General features: G+C 65.3%; 27 protein-coding genes and 1 pseudogene. 16 read left to right on the top strand and 12 right to left on the bottom strand.

The genetic code is table 11. The annotated features are described in order from the left end of the window. The first annotated feature begins 56 nt into the window (after positions 1-56). Entirely contained in the window at positions 57-434 is a 378-nt protein-coding gene (locus AC4EEO_RS01975) for an ArsR/SmtB family transcription factor (RefSeq protein ID WP_081624115.1), read from the top strand. Between the two features lie 17 nt (positions 435-451). Here the strand turns inward: AC4EEO_RS01975 and AC4EEO_RS01970 are convergent, their stop codons facing one another. Continuing rightward, positions 452-622 carry a hypothetical protein gene (locus AC4EEO_RS01970; RefSeq protein WP_491339751.1) on the bottom strand — a complete coding sequence of 57 codons (171 nt, stop codon included), beginning with the start codon at positions 620-622 and terminating at the stop codon, positions 452-454. Here AC4EEO_RS01970 and AC4EEO_RS01965 point away from each other — a divergent pair. Beyond that, the gene (locus tag AC4EEO_RS01965) at positions 608-1,507 is read left to right on the top strand and encodes a cation diffusion facilitator family transporter (protein WP_491339750.1); all 900 of its coding nucleotides are present in this window, start codon (positions 608-610) and stop codon (positions 1,505-1,507) included. The two genes, AC4EEO_RS01970 and AC4EEO_RS01965, sit on opposite strands and share 15 nt — an antisense overlap. Before the next feature lie 69 nt (positions 1,508-1,576). Here the strand turns inward: AC4EEO_RS01965 and AC4EEO_RS01960 are convergent, their stop codons facing one another. The 3 genes and pseudogenes from AC4EEO_RS01960 to AC4EEO_RS01950 form a co-directional block, all read right to left on the bottom strand. Further along, positions 1,577-2,746 carry a fatty acid desaturase family protein gene (locus AC4EEO_RS01960; RefSeq protein WP_018761033.1) on the bottom strand — a complete coding sequence of 390 codons (1,170 nt, stop codon included), beginning with the start codon at positions 2,744-2,746 and terminating at the stop codon, positions 1,577-1,579. Positions 2,747-2,759: 13 nt separating this feature from the next. Continuing rightward, the gene (locus AC4EEO_RS01955; protein WP_026264392.1) at positions 2,760-3,857 is read right to left on the bottom strand and encodes a ferredoxin reductase; all 1,098 of its coding nucleotides are present in this window, start codon (positions 3,855-3,857) and stop codon (positions 2,760-2,762) included. Positions 3,858-3,999: 142 nt separating this feature from the next. Beyond that, positions 4,000-5,028 (bottom strand): annotated as a pseudogene (locus AC4EEO_RS01950) (LLM class flavin-dependent oxidoreductase). A 55-nt stretch (positions 5,029-5,083) separates the two neighbouring features. Between AC4EEO_RS01950 and AC4EEO_RS01945 the strand changes: the two are divergent. The 4 genes from AC4EEO_RS01945 to AC4EEO_RS01930 are packed head-to-tail and all read left to right on the top strand — an operon-like array spanning position 5,084 to position 7,462. Then, positions 5,084-5,443, top strand: a complete 360-nt coding sequence (locus AC4EEO_RS01945) for a YnfA family protein (protein ID WP_018761030.1) — start codon at positions 5,084-5,086, stop codon at positions 5,441-5,443. A 40-nt stretch (positions 5,444-5,483) separates the two neighbouring features. Beyond that, the gene (lhgO, locus tag AC4EEO_RS01940; protein ID WP_491339749.1) at positions 5,484-6,686 is read left to right on the top strand and encodes an L-2-hydroxyglutarate oxidase; all 1,203 of its coding nucleotides are present in this window, start codon (positions 5,484-5,486) and stop codon (positions 6,684-6,686) included. Positions 6,687-6,725: 39 nt separating this feature from the next. Continuing rightward, positions 6,726-7,130 carry a YidH family protein gene (locus AC4EEO_RS01935; protein WP_133831733.1) on the top strand — a complete coding sequence of 135 codons (405 nt, stop codon included), beginning with the start codon at positions 6,726-6,728 and terminating at the stop codon, positions 7,128-7,130. Next, a complete protein-coding gene (locus AC4EEO_RS01930) occupies positions 7,130-7,462 on the top strand; it encodes a DUF202 domain-containing protein (protein ID WP_018761027.1) in 333 nt (110 codons plus the stop codon). Before AC4EEO_RS01935 ends, AC4EEO_RS01930 begins: the two co-directional genes overlap by 1 nt. A gap of 9 nt (positions 7,463-7,471) precedes the next feature. On the opposite strand, the gene AC4EEO_RS01925 is transcribed toward AC4EEO_RS01930, so the two are convergent. Next, positions 7,472-7,870 carry a DUF3592 domain-containing protein gene (locus tag AC4EEO_RS01925; protein WP_018761026.1) on the bottom strand — a complete coding sequence of 133 codons (399 nt, stop codon included), beginning with the start codon at positions 7,868-7,870 and terminating at the stop codon, positions 7,472-7,474. Positions 7,871-7,956: 86 nt separating this feature from the next. Between AC4EEO_RS01925 and AC4EEO_RS01920 the strand changes: the two genes are divergently transcribed. Further along, positions 7,957-8,193: a DUF2630 family protein gene (locus AC4EEO_RS01920; RefSeq protein ID WP_109045723.1), complete on the top strand. Its 237-nt coding sequence runs from the start codon at positions 7,957-7,959 to the stop codon at positions 8,191-8,193. Positions 8,194-8,273: 80 nt separating this feature from the next. Here the strand turns inward: AC4EEO_RS01920 and AC4EEO_RS01915 are convergent, their stop codons facing one another. After that, on the bottom strand, positions 8,274-8,960 hold the full coding sequence (locus AC4EEO_RS01915) for a DUF2848 domain-containing protein (protein WP_026264390.1): 687 nt from the start codon (positions 8,958-8,960) through the stop codon (positions 8,274-8,276). Positions 8,961-9,118: 158 nt separating this feature from the next. Between AC4EEO_RS01915 and AC4EEO_RS01910 the strand changes: the two genes are divergently transcribed. Beyond that, positions 9,119-10,528 carry an MFS transporter gene (locus AC4EEO_RS01910; protein ID WP_109045721.1) on the top strand — a complete coding sequence of 470 codons (1,410 nt, stop codon included), beginning with the start codon at positions 9,119-9,121 and terminating at the stop codon, positions 10,526-10,528. Here AC4EEO_RS01910 and AC4EEO_RS01905 read toward each other — a convergent pair whose 3' ends face one another. Then, positions 10,529-11,185, bottom strand: a complete 657-nt coding sequence (locus AC4EEO_RS01905; RefSeq protein WP_491339748.1) for a GntR family transcriptional regulator — start codon at positions 11,183-11,185, stop codon at positions 10,529-10,531. A 32-nt stretch (positions 11,186-11,217) separates the two neighbouring features. Here AC4EEO_RS01905 and AC4EEO_RS01900 point away from each other — a divergent pair, with 32 nt between their 5' ends. Beyond that, positions 11,218-12,012, top strand: a complete 795-nt coding sequence (locus AC4EEO_RS01900) for a carbon-nitrogen hydrolase family protein (protein ID WP_491339747.1) — start codon at positions 11,218-11,220, stop codon at positions 12,010-12,012. Between the two features lie 325 nt (positions 12,013-12,337). After that, positions 12,338-13,687, top strand: a complete 1,350-nt coding sequence (locus tag AC4EEO_RS01895; protein ID WP_491339746.1) for an ammonium transporter — start codon at positions 12,338-12,340, stop codon at positions 13,685-13,687. An 80-nt stretch (positions 13,688-13,767) separates the two neighbouring features. Here AC4EEO_RS01895 and AC4EEO_RS01890 read toward each other — a convergent pair whose 3' ends face one another. Next, positions 13,768-14,394 (bottom strand): PadR family transcriptional regulator, encoded by a 627-nt coding sequence (locus AC4EEO_RS01890; RefSeq protein WP_133831738.1) that lies wholly within the window; start codon positions 14,392-14,394, stop codon positions 13,768-13,770. A 179-nt stretch (positions 14,395-14,573) separates the two neighbouring features. Between AC4EEO_RS01890 and AC4EEO_RS01885 the strand changes: the two genes are divergently transcribed. After that, complete coding sequence (locus AC4EEO_RS01885; RefSeq protein WP_491339745.1) at positions 14,574-16,745, top strand: transglycosylase domain-containing protein; 2,172 nt, start codon at positions 14,574-14,576, stop codon at positions 16,743-16,745. A 50-nt stretch (positions 16,746-16,795) separates the two neighbouring features. Here AC4EEO_RS01885 and AC4EEO_RS01880 read toward each other — a convergent pair whose 3' ends face one another. The 4 genes from AC4EEO_RS01880 to AC4EEO_RS01865 all read right to left on the bottom strand — a co-directional run bounded on the left by AC4EEO_RS01880 (position 16,796) and on the right by AC4EEO_RS01865 (position 19,219). After that, positions 16,796-17,395 carry a DnaJ family domain-containing protein gene (locus AC4EEO_RS01880; RefSeq protein ID WP_491340383.1) on the bottom strand — a complete coding sequence of 200 codons (600 nt, stop codon included), beginning with the start codon at positions 17,393-17,395 and terminating at the stop codon, positions 16,796-16,798. 165 nt (positions 17,396-17,560) lie between these two features. Then, positions 17,561-18,058 (bottom strand): SRPBCC family protein, encoded by a 498-nt coding sequence (locus AC4EEO_RS01875; protein ID WP_018761016.1) that lies wholly within the window; start codon positions 18,056-18,058, stop codon positions 17,561-17,563. A gap of 12 nt (positions 18,059-18,070) precedes the next feature. After that, complete coding sequence (locus AC4EEO_RS01870) at positions 18,071-18,403, bottom strand: ArsR/SmtB family transcription factor (protein ID WP_018761015.1); 333 nt, start codon at positions 18,401-18,403, stop codon at positions 18,071-18,073. A gap of 81 nt (positions 18,404-18,484) precedes the next feature. Further along, positions 18,485-19,219, bottom strand: coding sequence for an ANTAR domain-containing protein (locus AC4EEO_RS01865; RefSeq protein ID WP_491339744.1), 735 nt, complete (start codon positions 19,217-19,219; stop codon positions 18,485-18,487). A gap of 114 nt (positions 19,220-19,333) precedes the next feature. Here AC4EEO_RS01865 and AC4EEO_RS01860 point away from each other — a divergent pair, with 114 nt between their 5' ends. The 5 genes from AC4EEO_RS01860 (at position 19,334) to AC4EEO_RS01840 (ending at position 22,305) form a co-directional block, all read left to right on the top strand. Then, a complete protein-coding gene (locus tag AC4EEO_RS01860) occupies positions 19,334-20,050 on the top strand; it encodes a GAF and ANTAR domain-containing protein (RefSeq protein WP_109045715.1) in 717 nt (238 codons plus the stop codon). A 7-nt stretch (positions 20,051-20,057) separates the two neighbouring features. Continuing rightward, on the top strand, positions 20,058-20,399 hold the full coding sequence (locus AC4EEO_RS01855) for a hypothetical protein (protein WP_133831743.1): 342 nt from the start codon (positions 20,058-20,060) through the stop codon (positions 20,397-20,399). 168 nt (positions 20,400-20,567) lie between these two features. Further along, positions 20,568-21,296, top strand: a complete 729-nt coding sequence (locus AC4EEO_RS01850) for a GAF domain-containing protein (RefSeq protein ID WP_491330624.1) — start codon at positions 20,568-20,570, stop codon at positions 21,294-21,296. Further along, complete coding sequence (locus tag AC4EEO_RS01845) at positions 21,293-21,547, top strand: hypothetical protein (RefSeq protein ID WP_491339743.1); 255 nt, start codon at positions 21,293-21,295, stop codon at positions 21,545-21,547. The genes AC4EEO_RS01850 and AC4EEO_RS01845 overlap by 4 nt, the downstream gene beginning before the upstream one ends. Then, positions 21,544-22,305 carry an ANTAR domain-containing response regulator gene (locus tag AC4EEO_RS01840; protein ID WP_491330625.1) on the top strand — a complete coding sequence of 254 codons (762 nt, stop codon included), beginning with the start codon at positions 21,544-21,546 and terminating at the stop codon, positions 22,303-22,305. The genes AC4EEO_RS01845 and AC4EEO_RS01840 overlap by 4 nt, the downstream gene beginning before the upstream one ends. Positions 22,306-22,335 lie beyond the last annotated feature (30 nt).

The following is a 22,335-nucleotide window of genomic DNA, read 5'->3' as shown; positions in this document are numbered from 1 at the left end:
CGTCCGACAGACAGGCGTGCAGTGCGTCCCGGTCCGCGTTGTGACACTATATGCGCATGAATGCAGATAAGAATGCTTGCTCGCTGGGGACGGACAGCCAGTACGTGGAGTTGGCCGTGGAGGTCTTCTCGATGCTGGCTGACGCCACGAGGGTGCGGATCATCCTTGCCCTTCGCGACGGCGAAATGGCAGTGGGCGCCTTGGCCGACACGGTAGGCAAGTCCCCCGCTGCCGTGTCCCAGCACCTGGCCAAAATGCGGCTGGCCCGGATGGTATCCACCCGGCAGGACGGGACGCGGGTGCTGTACCGGCTGGAGAACGAACACGCCCGGCAATTGGTGGCTGACGCCATTTTCCAGGCCGAACACGCGCTAGGCGGCGAACCGGCGCACCACCGCGCACCCGCCCACCACGCACAAGGGAGCGCCTCATGACCGGGCCGCACCAGGAATCAACGCATGCGCACAGCCATCACGACGACGTCCACGCGGGCCACCATCACCACCACGATGACGATGCGCACGATCACGACCACCAGCACGGGCATGGGCACGACCACGGGCACCATCACCATTCCGGTTTCAAAGGATGGCTTTTCGAGCTGTTCGTGCCGCACACCCACGATGCCGCGGATTCCATCGATGACGCCATGGAGGCCAGCACGGAGGGCATCCGGGCGCTGAAGATCAGCATGTTTGTCCTGCTGGCCACCACGCTGCTGCAGTTCCTGGTGGTCCTGTTCAGCAGTTCCGTGGCCCTGCTCGCGGACACCATCCACAACTTCTCCGACGCCCTGACCGCAGTGCCACTGTGGATCGCCTTCATCCTGGGGCGCAGGGCCGCGACCCGCCGGTACACATACGGGTACGGCCGGGCAGAAGACCTCGCCGGCCTGTTCATCGTGGCTGTAGTGGCCCTTTCCGCCATCGTGGCGGCCTGGCAGTCCGTTGACCGGCTCATCAATCCGCAGGCCCTGCAAAACCTGGGGTGGGTCATGGCGGCGGGCCTGATTGGCTTCGCCGGCAACGAGGCGGTGGCAATCTACCGCATCCGGGTGGGCCGCAGGATCGGTTCTGCGGCACTCGTGGCGGACGGTGTGCACGCCAGGACGGACGGCTTCACGTCGCTGGCCGTGGTGATCGGCGCCATTGGCGTCATGCTTGGTTTCCCCTTGGCGGACCCGATCGTGGGATTGGCCATTTCCGCCGCCATCATGGTGCTCCTGTGGGGGACGGTCCGCAGCATCGGGCGGCGGCTCATGGACGGCATCGAGCCGGAACTGGTGGAGCTCGCCGAGGCCGCACTCGGAGGGACTCCCGGGGTCCTCGCGGTCCGGCAGCTGCAGCTGCGGTGGTCCGGCCACCGGCTGCAGGGGACTGCCCGCCTGGAACTGGCCGAAACCGGGTTGTCGCAGGCGGCAGAGACCCTGGAGCGCGCCGAGCACCGGCTCCGGCACGCCCTGCCGAAACTGGACCACATGCTCCTGGCGCCTGAAGCCCGGCGCTAGGGCCCAAACGCAGGAAGTGACCCCGCCGGATTTCGCCGGCAGGGTCACTTTTTGCGTCGTGTGTGGTTCCTAGGCCCGGGCAGCCTTGCCGGGCAGCGCCAGCTTGAACACCTTCGCCCAAGACGAACCCACCTGCTTGAGCAGCGGACCGGTGGTGTATTTCAGGCCATAGCGCTGGCAGATCTCGCGGACCCTGGGGGCCACCTCCGCGTACCGGTTGGAGGGCAGGTCCGGAAAGAGGTGGTGCTCGATCTGGTGCGACAGGTTGCCGGTCATGAGGTGCATGAACCTGGACCCCGAAATGTTGGCGGAGCCGATCATCTGGCGAACGTACCAGTCGCCCCGGGTTTCACCCTCCACCATTTCTTCGGTGAAGGTGTCGGTGCCTTCCGGGAAGTGGCCGCAGAAGATGACGGCGTGGGCCCACACGTTGCGGATGGCGTTCGCGGCGATCGTGCCGAACAGGGCCTGCTTGGCGGAGCCGGTGATCATCGCGAGCGCAGGGGTGGCAGCGTAGTCCTTGGTGAATTGGGTGATCACCTTGCGGCCGAGGGCCTTGAGGTCCTTGAGCAGGGCCTCTTTGGACTTGGTGCCTTCCTTGTATTCGGTCAGCTCGAGATCGTAGACGGCGATCCCCCACTCGAACACCGGCGCAAGGATCGCATTGAACAGCGGGTTGGCCAGGTTGATGGGCTTCCACGGCTGGTTCTCATCCATCCGGAGGAGGTTGTATCCGACGTCGTTGTCCTTGCCCACCACGTTGGTCCAGCGGTGGTGGAGGTCGTTGTGCGTGTGCTGCCAGGAGCGCGACGGGGTAACGAAGTCCCACTCCCACGTGGTGGAGTGGATATCCGGATCCCGCATCCAGTCCCACTGTCCGTGCAGGATGTTGTGGCCGAGCTCCATGTTTTCCAGGATCTTGGCCAGGCTCAGGAGCGTGGTGCCGGTAACCCAGGCTGCTTTGTTCTTGCTGACCAGCAGGGCGGCCCGGCCGGAGATTTCAAGCCCGCGCTGGATCTTGATCATGCGGCGGATGTAAGCGGCGTCTTCCGCACCGCGCTTTCCCAGGATTTCGTCCCGGATGGCGTCGAGCTCACGGCCGAGCTCCGCCACTTGTTCGTCGCTGAGGTGCGCTGCCGCCGGGGGCCGGACCGTGGGGCTGCCGGATTCTGCGAGCTTGCCGGGGCGCGTTCTTGAGCTTCCCGTGGCCGTGGCCTTGGCGGGTGAGATTACTGACATACCGTGGTGCTCCTCAGATTTCGAGGTTGACGGGTCCGGCGGCTGCCGAGACACACGTTTGGATAAGTTCGCCGGGTTCGCCATGGACTTCCCCGGTGCGGAGGTCGCGGACCTGGCCGGCCAGGAGCGGGGTGAGGCAGCTGTGGCAGATACCCATCCGGCAGCCACTGGGCATCAGGACCCCGGCGTCCTCGCCGATGTCCAGGATGGGGGTGTCGCCGTCGGCCTCCACCTCCCGGTCGGAGGCCTCAAAGGTGACCAGGCCGCCGTCGTGGCCTACACCGGCGTTGAAGGTGGTGTTGAAGCGTTCGATCATCAGGTTGCCGGCGTCTCCGGCCACTGCGACGTCGGTCCCGGGCGCGCCGGTGGTCAGGGCTGCCCGCTTCCACAGCGCTTCGGCGTCGTCCAGGAAGCTGTCCGGGCCGCAGGCGTAGGCTGACCGTTCCTTCCAGTCGGGACAGATCTCGTCCAGCTCCCGGGTGCTGGAGAAGTCCATCCGGCCCTGTTCGCCCGTGTACCAGTGCGCCAGCCGGAAATTCGGGAACTGGTCCGCCAACTCGGCCAGTTCCTCGCGGAAGAGGCTGTCACCCGGGGTGCGGGCGGAATGGACCAGGACGACGTCGGCATCAGGCCGCCGCGGGACAAGGGTGCGGATCATGGACATCACCGGGGTGATGCCACTGCCGGCCGTGACCATGAGCAGGGGCCTGGGGTGCTCAGGAAGAACAAAATCACCCTGCGGCGGGGCAAGGAACAAGACGTCGCCCGGCTTGGTGGTGCGCACCAATGTGCCGGAAACAGCTCCGACATCGGTGACGGTGATGGCGGGGTCCTTGCCCGCCGGGGCGCTGAGGGAGTACGAACGCCAGTGGCGTACGCCGTCGAGTTCGACGCCGATGCGCGCCCACTGCCCGGCAAGGTGCGCCTTCCAGCCGCGCCCGGGACGGAAAAAGATCGTGGCCGACTGGGCCGTCTCCTGGACCACGCGGGTCACGACGCCCCGAAGCTGCCGGGCCGAGTAGACAGGGTTGAACAGGGACAGAATGTCCTCTGGCGCCAGAGGCGTGGTCAGCACAGAGGCCGCTTGGGCCAGCTGTCGTAGCCGGATCATGCGATCAAGCCTAAGGCGGTGTGAGCCATATTTCTCTCTCTCCGTCATATGACCGTTCCGCAGTCACACAGTAGTAGGGGCGCGAAGCCCCCACCACGCTCTTCAAGAGTAACGGTTAGGTCTCACGGAAAGTTCCCCGGCGTCAGCGGCGGCGCCATCCCAGGGCCGGCGCAACGTGTTCCACGATGGTGCCCAGGAGCTTGGAGTTGTACTCCACGCCCAGCTGGTTGGGGACGGTCAGCAGCAGCGTATCGGCCGCCTGCACTGCCGTGTCTGCCGCCAGCTGCTCCGCCAAGAGGTCAGGTGCGCCAACATAGCTCTTGCCGAACCTTGCGGTGAAGCCGTCAATCACGCCCACCTGGTCGCGGCCGTCGCGGAGCGCGCTGCCCGCAAAGTAGTAGCTGTCCTCGTCATCCACGATGGGAAGGACGCTGCGGCTGACCGACACCCGTGGAGGGCGTGTGTGTCCTGCCGCGGCCCACGCCTCCCTGAACAGCTGGATCTGTTCAGCCTGGAGTTCATGGAACGGAACGCCGGTGTCCTCCGTGAGCAGGGTGGAGCTCATCAGGTTCATGCCGAGTTCAGCAGCCCACACCGCGGTCTTCCGGCTGCCTGCACCCCACCAGATCCGGTCCGCCAAACCGGGCGACTGGGGCTGGACGGGCAGGAGTCCGGTGGCACCGCCGGCGTACCGGGGGTCTGCCTGGGCCACGCCCGCACCCGTGATGGCCTGGCGGAAAGCCGCCGTATGGCGCCGGGCCATGTCCGCGTCGGTCTCCCCGGGCTCCGGCCGGTATCCGAAAGCCGAAGCGCCGTTCCGGGCAGGTTCGGGTGAGCCGCGGCTGATTCCCAGCTGCAGCCTGCCGCCACTGATCAGGTCTGCCGCAGCCGCTTCCTCCGCCATGTACAGCGGATTCTCGTAGCGCATGTCAATAACGCCTGTGCCGATTTCCAGCTTGCTGGTGCGCGCGGCTATGGCAGAAAGAAGTGGGAACGGGGAGGCCTGCTGGCGGGCGAAGTGATGGACACGGAAAAATGCGCCGTCAACTCCGAGTTCTTAGGCGGCTACCGCAAGATCAATCCCCTGGAGCAGGGCGTCGGCCGCTGTCCGGGTACGGGAACCCTGTCCGGGACCCCAGTGGCCGAAGGAAAGAAATCCGATGCGCTCCATACTTTCCCCCAACCGCGCGGCAGCCTGCCGAATTCCCGGCTGGCATGATGGCTGCGTGGATATTCCTGAAGGAACTGTCAGTGTCTTCAAGACGATTGTGCTGTTCGTCCTCGCCGCCGCAGCCGAAATCGGGGGCGCATGGCTGGTATGGCAGTCCGTCCGCGAGGGCAGGGACTGGTGGTGGGCCGGACTGGGCGTGATCGCCCTGGGCGCCTACGGCTTTGTGGCCACCCTCCAGCCCGACGCGCACTTCGGCCGGATCCTGGCGGCGTACGGCGGAGTGTTCGTGGCCGGTTCCCTGGCCTGGGGCATGGCGTTCGACGGTTTCCGTCCTGACCGGTGGGACATTGCGGGGTCCGTGGTGTGCCTGCTGGGCGTAGCACTGATCATGTTCGCACCGCGGAGCGGAGCGTGACGGGTAGCTAGACTCTAGCCACAACGAAAGGCGGAGAGCCGTGGAACGGACGGACTACTGCATCATTGGTGGCGGAATCGTGGGCCTTGCCACCGCCTACCAGCTCCTGCGGAAAGAGCCCGACGCATCATTGGTCCTGCTGGAGGCGGCCCCCGCACTGGCTTCGCACCAGACGGGGCACAACAGCGGCGTCATCCACTCCGGCATCTACTACGCCCCGGACAGCCTCAAGGCCCAATTCTGCAAGGCCGGAGCCCGCCAGACCAGGGAATTCTGCCGGGACCACGGCATCAGGTATGCCGAGCCGGGCAAACTTCTGGTGGCAACCTCGGCGGTGGAACGGGAACGGCTGGACCGGCTTGAGGAGCGTGCCGCCATCCACGGCCTGGACTGCGAGCGGATCGACGGCGCAGAGCTCAACCGGCGCGAACCCAATGTTGCGGGGCTGGGTGCCCTGTTCATCCCAAGCACCGGCATCGTTGACTACCCGGAGGTGGCGCGCAAGCTGGCCGAACTCATCACGGCCGCCGGCGGACGCGTCGACACCGGAGCCCGGGTCACCTCCATCGTGGAGCACGCCGGCCACGTGGAGGTTGGGACGGACCGGGACACCTACGCCTGCCGCCGCCTGGTGGCCTGCGCCGGGCTGCAGTCGGACCGGCTCGCCGAATTGGCGGGTATGAAAATCGACGTCCAAATCGTTCCCTTCCGGGGCGAGTATTTTGAGCTGCCGGCCGCAAAATCGGACTACGTCAAACACTTGATCTACCCGGTGCCCGACCCGGACTTGCCCTTCCTGGGCGTGCACCTGACGCCCACCATCGACGGCGGCATCACCGTAGGACCCAACGCGGTGCTGGGCCTGTCCCGGGAGGGGTACACCAAGTTCTCGGTCCATCCGAAGGACGTGGCCCGCTACCTGCGCTTTCCGGGCTTGTGGCACGTGGCGAGGTCCAATGCCGCCACCGCCGTGCGGGAGGTCCGGAACTCCCTGTTCAAGGGAAGCTACCTGCAGGAATGCCGAAAATACGCGCCTGGCCTGGCCAAAGGCGACCTGCTGCCCCGCGAGGCAGGCATCAGGGCGCAGGCGGTACGCCGGGACGGCACGCTCCTCCACGATTTCCTGCTGGCAGGGACCGACCGGATGCTCCACGTATTGAACGCCCCGTCCCCCGCAGCCACTGCCGCGCTCCCCATCGGTGAGCATCTGGCCGGCAAGGCGGCACTCCGCCGGGCGGCCTGACCGGAGTCCGTGCTTTGACGGCGCGGCTACACTGGGCCCGTGACCAACAGTGAGCATCCGCCCGGGACCGCAGCCCCGCCGCCGCGCGGACGGCTCGCCGAACGCCTGTTGCCGGGCGGCGAGGAACCGGATCCGCGGTTCACCCTCGCGAACGAACGCACCTTCCTCGCATGGATCCGCACCTCCCTTGCGCTGCTCGCCGGTGGCATTGCCCTCGAAGCCTTTACCTCAGGCCTTTTCATCGAACCGGTCCGCAAAGGCCTGGCCATCATCCTCCTTCTCATGGGCATGATGCTCAGCGGCGGCGCTGCCATGCGGTGGCTTCGCGTGGAGCGCAGCATGCGCAACAAAGCACCGCTTCCGCTGCCTTTCTTCGTCCCCCTGCTGGCCGGGGCAGGCGCGCTGGCGGCCGCCGTCGTCCTCGTTTTTGTCCTTCTGCGCTGATGGCATCCGGCGCACCCCGGCCGCACGGTGATCCGGGTCTCCAACCCGAACGGACGGCGCTGGCCTGGGGCCGGACCATGTTGGCGCTGGTGACGGCGAGCGCCTTCTTCCTGCGATGGCTTCCCACGTACGGGCCGCCCATCCTGATGCTCCCGGCGGTGTCCGGAGCCGCCGCCTTGGCCATTTACCTCACCCAGCGCCGCCGCTACCGGGCGAGGTCCCACGGCCTGGCCGGGGAGAGCATCGAAGCGGACCTTTCGGCTGTGCTCTGGACCGCCTTCGCGGGCGTCGTCCTGGGCGCCCTCGGCGTTGTGGTGGTGGTGACGGGTTAGCAGCCGAAGCTAGAACATCGGCAGGACGAAGCCGCCCAACAGGGCCACGGTGCCGATGGCCGTCAGGCAGCGGCCCAGGACTGACGCCGTCCTGCCCGCCTCTTCCGGTACGGTGGACTGCCACTGGGTTGGGCGTTTGGGGTGGTAGTAGATCGGCAACGTGTCCCCCACGGCCATGTCCCTGATGTCGTACGGGGACATGGGGGCGTTGTGCACCTGGTGCTTCCGGTCGTACCAGCGGAACCCTACGCCGGTGGAGTCCGAATACACCACGGCTTCTGCCACGTCCCACGGGTGGATGAAGCGGCGGAGGAACCCGGTGTAGAACAGCAGTCCCAGCCCGGCGGGCAGGCACAACCAGGTCAGTACTTCCAGGATGGGACCTGCCATATCGAGCGCAGTGGACATGAAATCGATGGTACAGCGCGGGACTGGTGGCTTCAGCACCAGCTACGTAGGCTGAAGGTGACCGGACCGGAGTGAGGGGAAGCCCAATGAATGATCAGGATATTTTGACGCACATCCAGGCCCTCGTGGAAGAGGAGCATGCGCTGCGCGAGGGGTCCGCCGGAGGCCAGGCTCCGGACCAGGCGCGCCTGAAGTACGTGGAGGAAAGCCTGGACCAATACTGGGACCTGTTGCGACAAAGGCGGGCCAAGAAGGAATCCGGGGAGAACCCCAACGAGGCCCAGGCCCGTCCCGTCAGTGAAGTGGAGGGCTACAGGCAGTAGCTTCGAGGCGCGGAAGGGTTCCGCCGCCCCTGGTGGGGCGGCGGAACCTTTTTTATGCCGTTATTGCCCAGGTGCAGCGCTTAGCCGATGGGCTGCGGCATTTGCTCCACGACGTACTGGACGTCCAGCGATTCTCCCGTCTCCGGATCCGCCATCTCCACCTTCCAGCTGCGGGCGAACTGGTTGACGCCGCCCGTCATCGCCACGGTGCCGGAAATCAGCACGGTGCCCGGCTGGTTGAGCCCGCGCGCGGCCAGCACCTCCAGCCAGTAGTCCGGGGTCAGCAGGGCCTCGAGGGAACTGTCCTGGATGAGGGTGTCCGGGGTCTCCCCCTCCCCTACCCAGCCACGCAGCGTGATGCGGTCCAGGTGGTCCCGCACATCGTCAAGCCGCCACGCCTTGCGGCCAAGGACGTCAGGGCTGGCATTCTTGCTCCACGCCACACCATGCACTTCGAGCTCACGGTCCGTGTGATCGCAGGCGACGGTGAGCAGGACGCCGTCGTCGGTGATGACCAGCGCCCATTCCGCCTCACCGGACGTGCGTCCATGCTGGACCCGGACCTCGGATACCTGCTGCGCGAGGTAGGGCGAGACGGGGTACATGGCCGGAGTGGTGGTGGGGCCGGGGACCCCGAGCTCGGCAAGTTCTGCGATGTGGGCCTGCACCTCATCCTGCTCACGCCCCGCGTAGCCGGCGTTGAGGAGGTGCCGGACCTGCACGTTCTTGATGCTGCCGTCGGGAAGTTCAAAGCTGAGAGCCGTCATGGTGCCGTCCTTTTCGAAGGCCGCGGAGCCGGTGCACCGCGGGAAAATTAACAAACCGGAAACCGGAAACAGTCGCCAATGTACATCCAGTATGCGTAATGTATACATTTAACGCCAGCGTGACAGGCGTCACCTCAAAATCCACTGTGGAGGACACAATGAGCAATTCTCCGGTTTCCGGTGCGGGCGCAGCGTCCCAGTCAGGCCCGCCAATCCGTCCGAAGGGCCTGGTCAAGGCATTTGCGGCAAGCCTGACCGGCACGGCACTGGAGTGGTATGACTTTGCCGTCTATTCCGCGGCGGCCGCTGTCGTTTTCCCCATCGTTTTCTTTCCGTCCTCCGATCCCCTGACCGGCACCATCCTCGCCTTTTCCACCTACGCGGTCGGCTATGTGTCACGGCCCGTGGGCGGTGTGGTCTTCGGACGGCTCGGTGACCGGATCGGACGCAAGAAGGTCTTGGTCACCACTTTGATGATCATCGGCGTGGCAACGGTGCTGATCGGCGTCCTTCCGGGCTACGACAGCATTGGCATTGCCGCCCCGATCATCCTGGTGCTCCTGCGCTTCGCCCAGGGCGTGGGCGTGGGCGGTGAATGGGGCGGCGCAGTGCTGCTCTCCAGCGAATACGGCGACCCGCAGCGCCGGGGTTTCTGGGCCTCGGCCGCGCAGGTGGGTCCGCCCGCCGGGAACCTGCTGGCCAACGGTGCGCTGGCCGTCCTGACCCTGATGCTCACCGAACAGCAGTTCATCAGTTTCGGGTGGCGCATCGCGTTCCTGGTCTCCGCACTGCTGGTCGGTTTCGGCCTGTGGATCCGGCTCAAGCTGGAGGACACCCCCATCTTCAAGGCGATCGAAGCCCATGGAGAACAGCCCGCCGCGCCCATCCGGGAAGTGTTCAGTACGGAACTGCGGCCACTCGTTGCCGCCATCCTGTGCCGGGTGGGCCCGGACGTGCTGTACGCGCTGTTCACCGTCTTCACCCTCACCTACGGCATCCAGGCGCTCGGCTACGAACGCAACCAGGTGCTCACCGCCGTCCTGGTGGGCTCGGCCTTCCAGCTGTTCATGATTCCCCTGGCCGGCGCAGTCTCGGACCGTTTCAACCGGCGTCTGGTCTACGGCGTGGGCGCAGTGGCCGGCGCCGTGTGGACCTTTGTCTTCTTTGGCGTCCTTGGCGGCAACAATGAGCCGATGCTGATCGTGGGCATTGTCCTGGGCCTGGCGGCGCACTCCTTCATGTACGGGCCGCAGGCCGCCTTCATCGTGGAGCAGTTCTCACCCCGGCTCCGGTCCACGGGCAGTTCACTGGCCTACACCTTCGCAGGCGTCATCGGCGGCGCCATCGCACCCTTGTTGTTCACCGTGCTGCTGTCGCAGTTTGGCACCTGGATTCCGGTGGCCATCTACGTTGCGGTCGCAGCGGCCGTAACCCTCGTGGGGCTTGCCCTGGGCCGAGACAGCAACACCGTGGAGGACCAGGACTACCGCCTGCTGCTGGAAGGCAGTGCTGAATCCAGGGCGGCCGGCGAAGCGGCTCGCGTGTCCGGCGCAGGCGAAGCCCGGTGATCAGCTCCGCAGGAGGATGTCCCGCGTCACCGCGAGGTGATGGTCGAGAGCCTCTTTGGCACGTGCGGAATCGCCGGCCACCAGGGCATCGAGGATGTCCTGGTGTTCGGCGCACACCGCCTCGCGCCTGCCTCCGGTGCGGAACAGTGCGGCAACGCCCACCAGGACCTGGCGGACATGCAGCTTGCTGTACGTTCGGGAAATGAGTTCGTTTCCGGCGGCGTCGATGAGCTGCTGATGGAAGAGCGTGTCCAGGCGGATGAATTCGCGGGCATCGTCCGGTTCATCGTTGTCCGGAATCTGCGCCTGCTGCCGCAGGGTGTCCTGCATTTGCTTGGCGGGCACCCGGTGTTCGTCAATGACAAGCTTGGCCGCATGGCTTTCCAGCACGCCGCGAAGTTCCATCAGCTCGGAAATCTCCCGGCCGGTGACCACCGGAACGTAGGCGCCCCGTTGCGGAATAAGCTCCACCAGCCCGTCGGAAACCAGAAGCAACAGCGCCTCGCGCACCGGAGTGCGGGACACCCCGATGTCCGCCGCAAGCTCCTGTTCGTTGAGGAAGCGGCCTTGCAGTTCCGGGTCCGTCAGGACGTTCTCGCGCAGGTAGGCGTACGCCTTTTCGCGGCCCGAGGCGGCCGAACCCGAAATTTTTACCATACATTATGTATACAACAGATCGGAGATCTTCCATGCGTATCGCCATCGCCCAAATCATCAGCAGCGCCGACACCGCGGCCAACCTCGGCATCATCAGGGACTACGCGGCCCAGGCGAAAAACGCCGGCGCACAGTTGGTGGTCTTCCCGGAGGCGGCCATGCGGGCCTTTGGGAACTCGTTGAAAGACATTGCCGAACCACTTGACGGCCCTTGGGCAGGCGAGGTGCGCCGCGTCGCCAAAAACCTGGACATCACCATCGTGGCAGGCATGTTCACCCCCGGCGCGGAAGGGCGCGTCCGCAACACGCTGCTGGTCACCGGCCCCTCCGTGGAGGCATCCTACGACAAGGTCCACCTTTTTGACGCATTCGGCTTCACCGAATCCAAGACGGTGGACGCCGGGCAGGCGCCGGTAACGTTCGAGCTCGACGGCACCGTGTTCGGCCTGGCCACCTGCTACGACGTCCGTTTCCCGGCCCTGTTCACGGCCAACGCCAACGCGGGAGCACACGTCAACATTGTGTGCGCTTCCTGGGGAGCCGGCGAGGGCAAGGCCGAGCAGTGGGACCTGCTGGTGCGTGCCCGGGCACTGGACAGCACCACGTTCGTGGTTGCGTGCGGCCAGGGCGATCCCGAAACCATCGGCGCAGGCCCCGCAGGTGCGGCGCCCACCGGAATCGGGCACAGCGCCGTCGTCACTCCCCTGGGTACCGCCGTGGTGTCACTAGGCGGAAATCCCGAACTCGCCGTCGTCGACATCGATCCGGCGTCCGTGGACTCCGTGCGCGCCACGCTGCCGGTCCTGGCCAACGCCCGCAGCTTCTGAACGGGCGAATCGCCGTTCACGGCGCCGAAACATAAGGCGAAAAGACGCACGACGGCGGATTCTCACCCCTGAAACAGCCGGAAACCCCGCGAAGTCCGCAGCATCGCGGGATCCGGCGGCCAAGACGATTCCTCACGGTGGGGGCGCGTTTACATTCCTGAAACATGGCTGATACGTGAACTTCACGCAGGAGCGATTTGTGTAACGCGGCCGCAACTTTAAGCGGCACTGGCTGAAACACGCGGCACGAAAAATGGACCGCGGGGGAAATGCCGCGGGGCCAAAAGGGCCCCGCACAACGTTCACGCTGCGAAGGGACCCACCAGTGGAAATCACTGCCCAACACGTCTGGCTGATGATTTCAGCCGCGATGGTACTGCTGATGACTCCTGGCCTTGGCCTCTTCTACGGCGGCATGACCCGCGCCAAGGCCGCCCTGAACATGATCATGATGAGCTTCATCTCTGCCGGCATCGTCGGCGTGGTCTGGGTCCTGTGGGGTTACTCCATGACCACCGGCGACGGTGTGCTGGGACTCTTCGGCAATCCCTTCACCAGCTTCGGCCTGCAGAACCTCATTGGGTCCCCGGACCTGCTCAAGGCCGGGTACAGCGCCACTTTTGCCATCATCACCGTGGCTTTGATCAGCGGTGCCATCGCCGACCGCGCCAAATTCAGTGCCTGGGCCCTCTTCGTGCCCGTCTGGATCACGGTGATCTACTGCCCCCTCGCCTACATGATCTGGGGCGGCGGCCTGATGAGTGCAGGCGGCGCCGTCACGGCAATCTTCGGCCAGGTCATCGACTTCGCCGGCGGCGCGGTGGTGGAAATCAGCTCCGGCACGGCCGCCCTGGTGCTCGCCATCATCGTTGGCCAGCGGCACGGCTTCGCGAAGGACCCCAACCACCGACCGCACAACATCCCGTTCATCATGCTGGGCGCAGCAATCCTGTGGTTCGGCTGGTTTGGCTTCAATGGCGGCGCCGCAACCAGCGTGGAGCAGGCCGGGCTGATCTGGGTCAACACCCTGATAGCCCCCGCCGCGGCGATGCTGAGCTGGCTGGTGACCGAGAAGGTCCGCCACGGGCACCCGACCTCCCTGGGCGCCGCCTCCGGCGTGGTTGCCGGACTGGTCGCCATCACGCCGTCCTGCGCAAACATCAGCCCGCTCGCGGCCGTAGGACTGGGCCTCGTTGCCGGGGTTGCCTGCTGCGTGTTCGTGGACCTCAAGTACCGCTTCGGCCTCGATGATTCGCTGGACGTCGTGGGAGTCCACCTGGGCGCGGGCCTCATCGGCACCTTGGCGCTGGGATTCATTGCCCTGCCCGTAAACGGCCAAGGAGGCGGACTCTTCTACGGCGGCGGCATCCAGCAGCTGGTGGCCCAGGCGGCCGCCGTCGTCATTACCCTGCTGCTGTCCGGAATCGGGACGGCAATCATTGGCCTGGTCATCAACAAGACGGTGGGGTTCCGTGTCAGCCATGAAGCTGAGACCGCCGGCGTGGACCTGTCCGAGCATGCGGAAACGGCCTACGCCTTCGGAGAAATGGGCTCGGGCTTCAGCGCCCTGGGCCACATGCTGAACCACCACGCTGCCCACGCCGCCGCGGGACCGGCCAAAGCCGCTACACCAGCCGAGGCCGGGGTGCCCGCCAAGGAAGACGCGTTCGCGTAGCTTCTCCGCCCGGGAACTCTGTTTCCGGGACCCGCGGCCGGGCGCTGCCGGCGCCTGCCGGCCCGGACCGCCTGGAGCTGCTAGTCAGCAAGGATCTTGTAGAGGGCCCGGCGCGTTTCATCCATCTTTGCGACAGCTGCAGCGCGCTGTTCCCCGGTCACACCCGCGCGGAATTGATGGATGGCACCCATTAGCTTTCCAATGCTCTCGTGGAAGTCCCGGTCTGCACTGTCGGGCTCTGCATTCCAGGCGTTTTCCATCTCCTCTGCATGCTCTGCCACATAGGCCCTGCCCGCATCGGTGAGCGCGAACTCTGTTCCCCGGCCTTCGCTGAGCGCCTCGATCAGGCCTTCGTCCACCAGTTGCTGGAGGGTGGGGTAGATCGATCCGGGGCTGGGCCGCCACATGCCACCGGTCTTCGTGGCAATGGTCTTGATCAGTCCGTACCCGTTGGATGGCGCCTCGGCCAGGAGGGAGAGGATGGCCGCGCGGACATCCCCCCGGCTGGCGCGCCGGCCGCCGCGGCCAAAACCGGGACCGAACCCGGGACCAAAGCCCGGGCCAAAACCGGGTCCAAAACCGGGTCCGAAGCCGGGCCCAAACCCCGGCCCACGGTGCCCGTGCGGCCCCCTGTGGGCCCTCCCCCGCTCGAAGCGGCCTTTGGCGAACTCCGGGCCGGGGTGCTTGTCGTCGAATATGCCTTTCATAGCGGCATCGTCCTTTCACTTCAGGTATCTCGCTGATTACTTCAGCGATAGTTAACGATATGTCGGTAACTATCGCTGGTCAAGACCTTTGACGTGACCAAATCCTGACCGTCAAGCCTCTGTTACGCCGGTGGCCGGCGGCGTATCCTGATCACACCCTGGAGCACGAGGGCTGAGGAATGGCGAAGAAGCGGAAGCGCAGGCATGGATTTGGCGCAGCCGTGGGACGGCTCGTGGGGTTCATTGCAGCCAGCATCCTGTGTGGCGTACTGGCTGCCAGCCTGGTGGTCCCGGCAGTGGCAGCCGCGGGCCTCGGCGTCAGCTCCTCCATTGGATTCTTTGACAACCTGCCTGCGGAACTGACGGTGCAGCCGCCGTCACAAGCCACCAGGGTCCTGAGCGCCGACGGCCAGCCGATCGCGACCCTCTATGCGGAGAACCGCGTTCGGGTGCCGCTGGACCAGATGTCACCGTTCATCAAGGACGCCATTGTTTCGATCGAGGACAGCAGGTTCTACGAGCATGCCGGGGTGGATCCGCAGGGCATCCTCCGCGCACTGTTTTCCAACCTGACCAAAGGCGGCGAGCAAGGGGCGTCAACCATCACCCAGCAGTACGTCACGAATGTCCTCAATGAAGCCCAGCTTTCACAGGACAGGCCGGATGCGGTGGTCCTGAGCGGGCAGAAGAACCTGGGCGACAAGCTGCGGGAGATGAAGCTGGCCATCGCCCTCGAGAAGAAGTACACCAAGAACCAGATCCTTGAGGGCTACCTGAACATCGTCTTCTTCAGCAGCAACGCGTACGGGATCGAGGCGGCGGCCCGCTACTTCTTCAGCACCACGGCAAAGGACCTTACCCTGCCGCAGGCGGCCCTGCTGGCCGGGCTGGTGAACAGCCCCACGTTCTACAATCCGGCCACCCATCCGGACAACTCGGCAGTACGCCGGAACCAGGTCCTGTCCGAAATGTTGCGCCTGGGCAAGATCACCCGGGCCCAGCATGACGAGGCGGTGGCCGCTCCCATCGAATTGAAGATCACGCCCCCGGAACAGGGGTGCGCCAATGCCGCCCTGGCGCCGTACTTCTGCGATTACATTTCCCACTTGATCCTGGACAATCCCGCGTTCGGGCAAAGCGAGGCCGAGCGGGAGCGGCGGTTGTACCGGGGCGGACTCACGATCGTGACCACCCTGGACAGCAGGCTCCAAGCTGCGGCCCAGGCACAGGTGGACGGGACGGCAGGCGCCAACCCGGACCGCTGGGCCGCATCCCTGGTGAGCATCCAGCCGGGCACCGGCAAGATCCTGGCGATGGCCCAGAACACGGTGTTCCTTCCACAACCGGGCAAGTTCGACACGAACCTGAATTTTAACGTGGACGCCAAGGACGCGCAGGGGAACGACCTCAACGGGGCAGGTGGGTTCCAGCCGGGATCGACCATGAAGCCGTTCACGTTTGCCGAGTGGCTGAACGAGGGGAAGGCCCTTACCGCGGTGGTGGACGCGTCACGCCGGGTCTATCCCCTCGACTTCCCGTGGAAGGACAGCTGCGGCAAAGTACTGGGCGCCTATGACACAGCGCAGAACAATCCCACGCTCGGCGCGGCGGACGACCTGCAGAACGCCGAGGACGGCTTCTACCGGCCAATGCCTGTCAATTTCGGCCTCTACAACTCGATCAACACCGCCACGTTCGCCTCGGCAGCACAGCTCGATTTCTGTGGCATCCAGAAGATGGTGGACTCGGTGGGCCTGCATAGCGGGCTGGACAGCACGCCGGTCAACATGCACCAGCTGGGCAACTTGCTGGGCGGCACAGGAGTCGCACCCCTGACCCTTGCGAACGCTTTTGCCACCTTCGCCACCGAGGGCCGCTATTGCACGCCCATCGCCCTGGTGGAGGTCACTGATGGCGCGGGCGCGAAACTTCCCGTACCGGCCCCGGACTGCCGTGACGCCGTCAAGCCTGATGTGGCCCGTGGCGTGAACTCGGTGCTGCAGGACGTTTTGAAGCGGGGATCAGGCGTGTGGATCAACCCGAAGGTGCAGGACAAGTTCCCCACCGCAGCCAAGACCGGAACGTCGAACAATAATGGCTCCACCTGGGTGGTGGGCTACACCACCGGCCTGGTCACCGCGTCCTTCTTTGGGGATGCCCTGGGAGGCCAGACGCGTGCCGGCCAGAACGTCACCATCAACGGCACGTTCTATCCCAGCCTGGACGGTTACATGATTGCCGGGCCGCAGTGGGCCAACTACATGCTCAAGGCGGCGGCCCTGTATCCCGCAGCACCGTTCGCTCCGCCGCCAGCATCGATGATCGGCCCAAATCCGACACCCAAGCCCTAATACCCGAAGCCCTGATACCAGCGCGGGATCGGCCTGCGCCGCAAATTGCGCTAGCCCCGGCCGGGCCCTTTCCACAGCCGCTGCCACCAGGAACGCACAGGCTCCGGCTCCGCGGGTACTTCCACAACGCGCGCTGCCCGGCGGTTCCGCCAGCGGTCCAGTTCCACTTCTACGTCCCGCGTCTTCGTGATGACCGGCGGACCGCCCTGCAATTGCCGGCGTGCATCGACAACCCGCTTGTTGAAGTCCTGCAGGAGGTCCTGCACCTGCTGCTCCGTGGACAGGGCGTCGAGAGTCCCATCAAGGTGGGCATCCTCAGCGCGGAGCAGGATGGCTGCCGGCCCCAGGCCGCTGATATTCTCCCGCTGGATCAGCCCCTTGACCCACCAGTCCGGATCATAGGAATCGCCAAGGCCGGGAATCGGTTTGCCGGCGTACTTGAGGTTGTCGAACTTGCCCTGCGCCATGGCATCGCGGACCAGGTATTCCGCGCGGGCGGCGTCGCTGACCTTCCGGCGCTTGTCGCGCTCCTGAGCGTCCAGGGCATCCAACGTGGCTTCTTCCTCGGCGCTGATACCCGCACCGCGGTATGAACGCACTTCGGCCGCCCGCTCCAGCCGCCTCCGGAACCCCGCCGACCCGCCACTCATTTCCGCCACCGCCTCACCTCAGGTTGGTCCGCCTTCCAGTATTGCGGCGCCGGCCTGCGCGTTCAACGCCCGCAGGTGGGCGGACGACGGCGGGACGTCCCGCCGTCGTCCGCCCACCTGGCGCCGCCGCAAGGTTCCTGCCGGTTGCCGGGTTCAGATGCAGGTTCAGATGTTGGCGGGCTCTGCGAGGATGCCGTCGATCTGGCCGGCGGCCAGCGTCATCCCTTCCTCCATCCCCATTGCAACCATCTTCTCCAGCTGCTCTTCGGACTCGAACGCGGAATGGATGGTCATGCGCGTCCGCTCCCCCAGCGGCTCGAGCGTGACCGTCGCATGGGTGACGCCCAGGTCGCCCGTGGGGTTTCCGTCGCTGTCCGCGAACCCGTCGTCGAACTGAAGCTCCCGGGGTGCCTCGATGGCCGTAAACTCCCACCAGCCATGGGCCTTCTCGCCCTCCGGGCCGGTCATGTAGTAGTTTGCGCGCCCGCCGGGGACGAAGTCGTGCCGGTGGAACGTAGCCGGCCAGGTGGGTGGTCCCCACCAACGCTCGAGCTGGCGGGGATCTTCCCAGAGCTGCCAGACGCGTTCGACGCCGGCGTCGAACTCGGCGACCAGCGTGAGGGAGAGCGCCTCGGGGTTCTTGTCCATACTGATGACTGCCATGGCCGTGCCTTCCTAACCTTCAGCAAGAATGTCTGCCATCCTGGCGGCCCGCTGCCGCCAGATCTTTTCGTATTCGTCGAGCAGCCGCCGGGCTTCCTGGAGCCCTTCGTGGTTGCCCCGGACAACCTGCTCCCTTCCGCGTTTTTCCTTCGTGACCAGTGATGCGCGTTCCAGCACCGCCACATGCTTCTGGACGGCGGCGAAACTCATGGAATAGAAGGCCGCGAGCCCGGACACGGTGTACTCGCCCACCGTGACCCGGCGGACGATGTCACGCCGGGTGGAATCGGCGAACGCCTGGAAGAGGCGGTCACGTTCGGACTCACGGAGCTGATCTACAACCATTTGGTTGTACGTTAGTCCGCCAGTATGGAGGTGTCAATGGGTTTCCAAACAGCCTTGGACGCCGGAACGGCCGGCATACAGTTACGCCTCGAAATGGGTCCTGACGCCATTCCCGGTCAACTGCTCGATGAGTTCGTTGGCGACATCCCGGAGTTTCCGGTTGCGGTTGCTGGAGACCCGGGCGAGGATATCCATCGCCTCCTGCTGTGAGCAGCGGTTCTGCGCCATGATCACCCCACAGGCAAGGTTGATGGCGGTCCTGCTCTCCAGGGCAGCCTCCAAGTTGTCAGCACGGTTCCGGGCGGTATCGATGCGCACCGACAAATGCAGTGTGTTCTGGGCGGCGGCCGCAAAGCCGAGTGCCTTTTCGAGGACGTCCGCTGTGAATACGCCGGGCCGCGAGGCGAAAAAATTCAATGCCGCGGCGGTCTCGCCCGTGATCTCCAAGGGAACACCGAGCGAGCTGTGGACGTTGGCCGCCAGGAGCGCCCGGTTGTATTCAGGCCATCGCGAATCGGACTCGACGTCGTCGATCAACACCAATGACATCTCACGCAACGCCTTCACGCAGGGACCATCACCCAACGCCTGTTCCAGCTGGTCCAGCTCCAGGGCACGTGCACTGCTGGCCGCAGCCGTGGTGGGCCGTCGCTTCATCTTCAGGGTGACGGCACACTCCACCACACCCCCGCCTGCCTCTGAAACGGCGGCGGCGGCAAGGCGTGACAACCCGGAAAGGAACTCGATGCCATTCTCTGAGCCCACCAGGATGCTCTGGAGGTCTTGGGCAGATTCAGGGTCGGATAAACTCAACATGTCCTCCAGCGAACCGCCACCCACCCATCCAGTCAAGCCCTCCCTGCCTGGGCGGGTTTCGGACGGTCCGGGCCGTGCGGAGCCCCGGTGCGGGTGTGGATCTATGCTGGGACCATGGCGCAACTTCCCCTTGACGAGCTAACCGCAGTGATTGCTCGCATCCAGGGATTACTGCTAACGGAAGAAAAGGTCACAACCGCCATCCGTTTGCTGGCCCGGGCCGCCAAGGAATCAGTCCCCGGCACCATCGGGGCAGGCGTCTCACTCATCGACGGCCGGGGACGCCGTACCAGCAGTGGATACACCGACACGATCGTTTCCCAGGCGGACACGGTTCAGTATGAATATGGCGAAGGACCTTGCCTTACGGCGTGGGCGTCAGAGCGACCCGTGCTGGTCACCGACCTCAACGTGGAACAGCGGTGGCCCCAGTGGCGCAACGGCATCGCCGGGCTGCCCATACTCGCAGTAGTCAGCGCGCCGCTGTTGGCGGGGAAGGAATCCCTGGGTGCCCTGAAGTTGTACGCCGCAGCCCCCGACACCTACGACCACGGGAGCGCTGCACTGCTCCAGCTCTTCGCAGCGCCGGCCGCCACGCTGATCTCCCATATTCAGGCCAATGAGGCTCCGCATCGGATGACGGCGGAACTCCAGGCGTCGCTGTATACCCGCGACCTGGTCAACCGTGCCACCGGGGTCGTCATGGAACGGATGGGTTTGCGGCAGGAAGACGCCGTGCGGTTCCTCATCAGGCAGGCCCGGGAGGAAAAAACATCGCTGCAGCAGGTCAGCGAACGCGTCGTGGCCGGGACGCCGGCCTCCGGAACCTAGGTTCGCCATGGGCTTCGACCCCAACGAACCGGAACAGCGACGCCAACTCAGAGCCGCGATGAAGGCTGCCGACATCTCGGTCCCCGACCTCTGGCTGAAGTACTTTGGCCTCTCCGGAGACGCCGGCGAGTACGAAGTGGAGGCCTACCTGCAAGGGCTTCTTTCCCTCCCACCGATCCAACGGGACCTGCTTGCCTTGGCGGCGAACGAGCTGATCGACGACCTTCCCCGGCCCCGGGCGCCCTACTCCGACGATTTCAACGGCTCCCACCACTCCGAAACGGAAGACAGCGGCGAAAAGGACGGAGGCGACCAGGACGGTGGCCACCGTGCAGGTTCCGACGGGTAGCGCGTGCCGGCGCCCGCGTACCAAATGCAGGTGCGGAGGCGTAGTGTCGGATATAGGAGATTTCCGGATAGCCAGCAGATCCAGGGGTTGCCACACGGGCCAGCCGCGCAGAGAGCGGGGGTCGCAAGCCGGGAGCAGCAACCCTGGCGTACTGAGGATCGAGGCCCGATGGCCAAGGAAAATATCATCTCCCCGTCAGACAGGCTGCAGGACCTGCTCCTGGACAGCCCCGGCTTCCCGGACTTCCTCCTTGGCCTGGCAACTATCTCCGCTGCGCAACTGGGCGCGGACGGCCGCACCATGGAGTGCACCATCACGGTGGAGCGGAACGGCGGACTCGCCACCGTGGCCGCGAGCAGCCAGGAAGGGTACCGGCTCGACGAGACGCAGTATGGTTTCGACATTGGACCCTGCCTTACGGCCCTCCGGCAGCAAAGAACGGTACTGATTGGCGACCTGGCCAATGATCTGCGCTGGAGCCGGTACTTGGACAGCATCGCTGAAGACAATGTCCGCTCCGTACTGGCGGTCCCCATCCACACAGACTCCTCCGCACGTGCAGCGCTGAACTCCTACGCCTACACCACACACGCCTTCAATCCGGCCGCCATTGCCTTCGTGGAGGACCACGCGGCCTCGATGTCCCGCATCCTCCGCCTGGCGCTGCGGCTGCATGCGCCGGAGGCCCCTGGAGACGATTTCCGATCTGCGCTCAAATCCCGCGCCGTTGTGGACGCGGCCGTCGCCCTGGTCATGCTCCAGACCCGCGGCGGCAGGAACGGCGCCCTCACGGTGCTGCAGGCCGCTGCCGCATCAAACAACAAGCGGATCCGGGAAATTGCTGCCGAGATCGTTGATGGGGGCTACATCCCGGGATCGCCGGATGGACGGCAATGATGAACGCGGACTGGATGGGTGGCCCGGACCAACTGAACGAGGCAGATGCGCACCGCCGGATTGCAGCGACGCGGTTCCAGGCCTCCAAGGTGACGCTGGTTGAACTCTGGACGTACTACTACGGCATCGGCGGGGACGTTGACGAACTGGCTCTGGATGCCTACCTCAATGAAGCCCTGCACCTGCCCGCAGCACAGGTGGGACTCGTCACGCTGGCTATGAACGAATTCATTGGAGGCGACGGCGCATGACCGACAACGAAGGTTCCCTTCCCACCGGATTCAGGAGTGGATGGGATGCCGATTTGTCGCTGCAGGAACTCGTCCTTGAGAGCAGCGACATCAGGGCATTCATGACGGAATTGGCCGTCCTGGTGTCTTCCCGGCTGAGCATCCCCGGCAACACCATCCACAGCGGCGTCACGGTTATCCGGCAAAAGAAACCCGAAGCCGTTGCCGCCAGTGACGCCGCCGCGAGCGTGTTGGATGAATTGCAGAACGGCTTTGGCGAAGGCCCCTGCCTGACAGCGCTGCGGGAGGAACGCACCCTCCTGGTTCCCGACCTTGCCGCCGAAACCCGCTGGCAGGACTACGTCCGGACCGCCTTGCATCAAGGGGTCTCCGCCATCCTCGCCGTCCCGTTGGACCTCGGTGGAGATGGCGAGGCAGTGCTGAACCTCTATTCCGGCCGCACCAACGGCTTCTCGGTCGAGGACATCGCAACCGTGGAGACTTTCGCCCGGCACGCGGCAAACTCGCTGCGCCTGGTCTTGCGGATTGCCCGCTTGCGTGAAACCAGGAACGACCTCTCCGCGGCCATGCAATCCCGGACAGTCATCGATATGGCGGTGGGAGCGGTCATGGCCCAAAACCGCTGCACCCGGGACACGGCGTTCGGCATCCTCACCCGCGCCTCGAATACCCGCAACATCAAGCTCCGGCAGGTGGCCACCGCCGTCATTGCATCCATTTCCGGAGAGCAAACGATCCCGGCGCACTTCGACGAATAGACGCCGCGCCCCGCTTAAACGTGACGAGAA

It is taken from the genome of Pseudarthrobacter sp. MOO13 (assembly GCF_058267655.1).
This window is presented reverse-complemented; position numbering and strand designations above follow the sequence as displayed.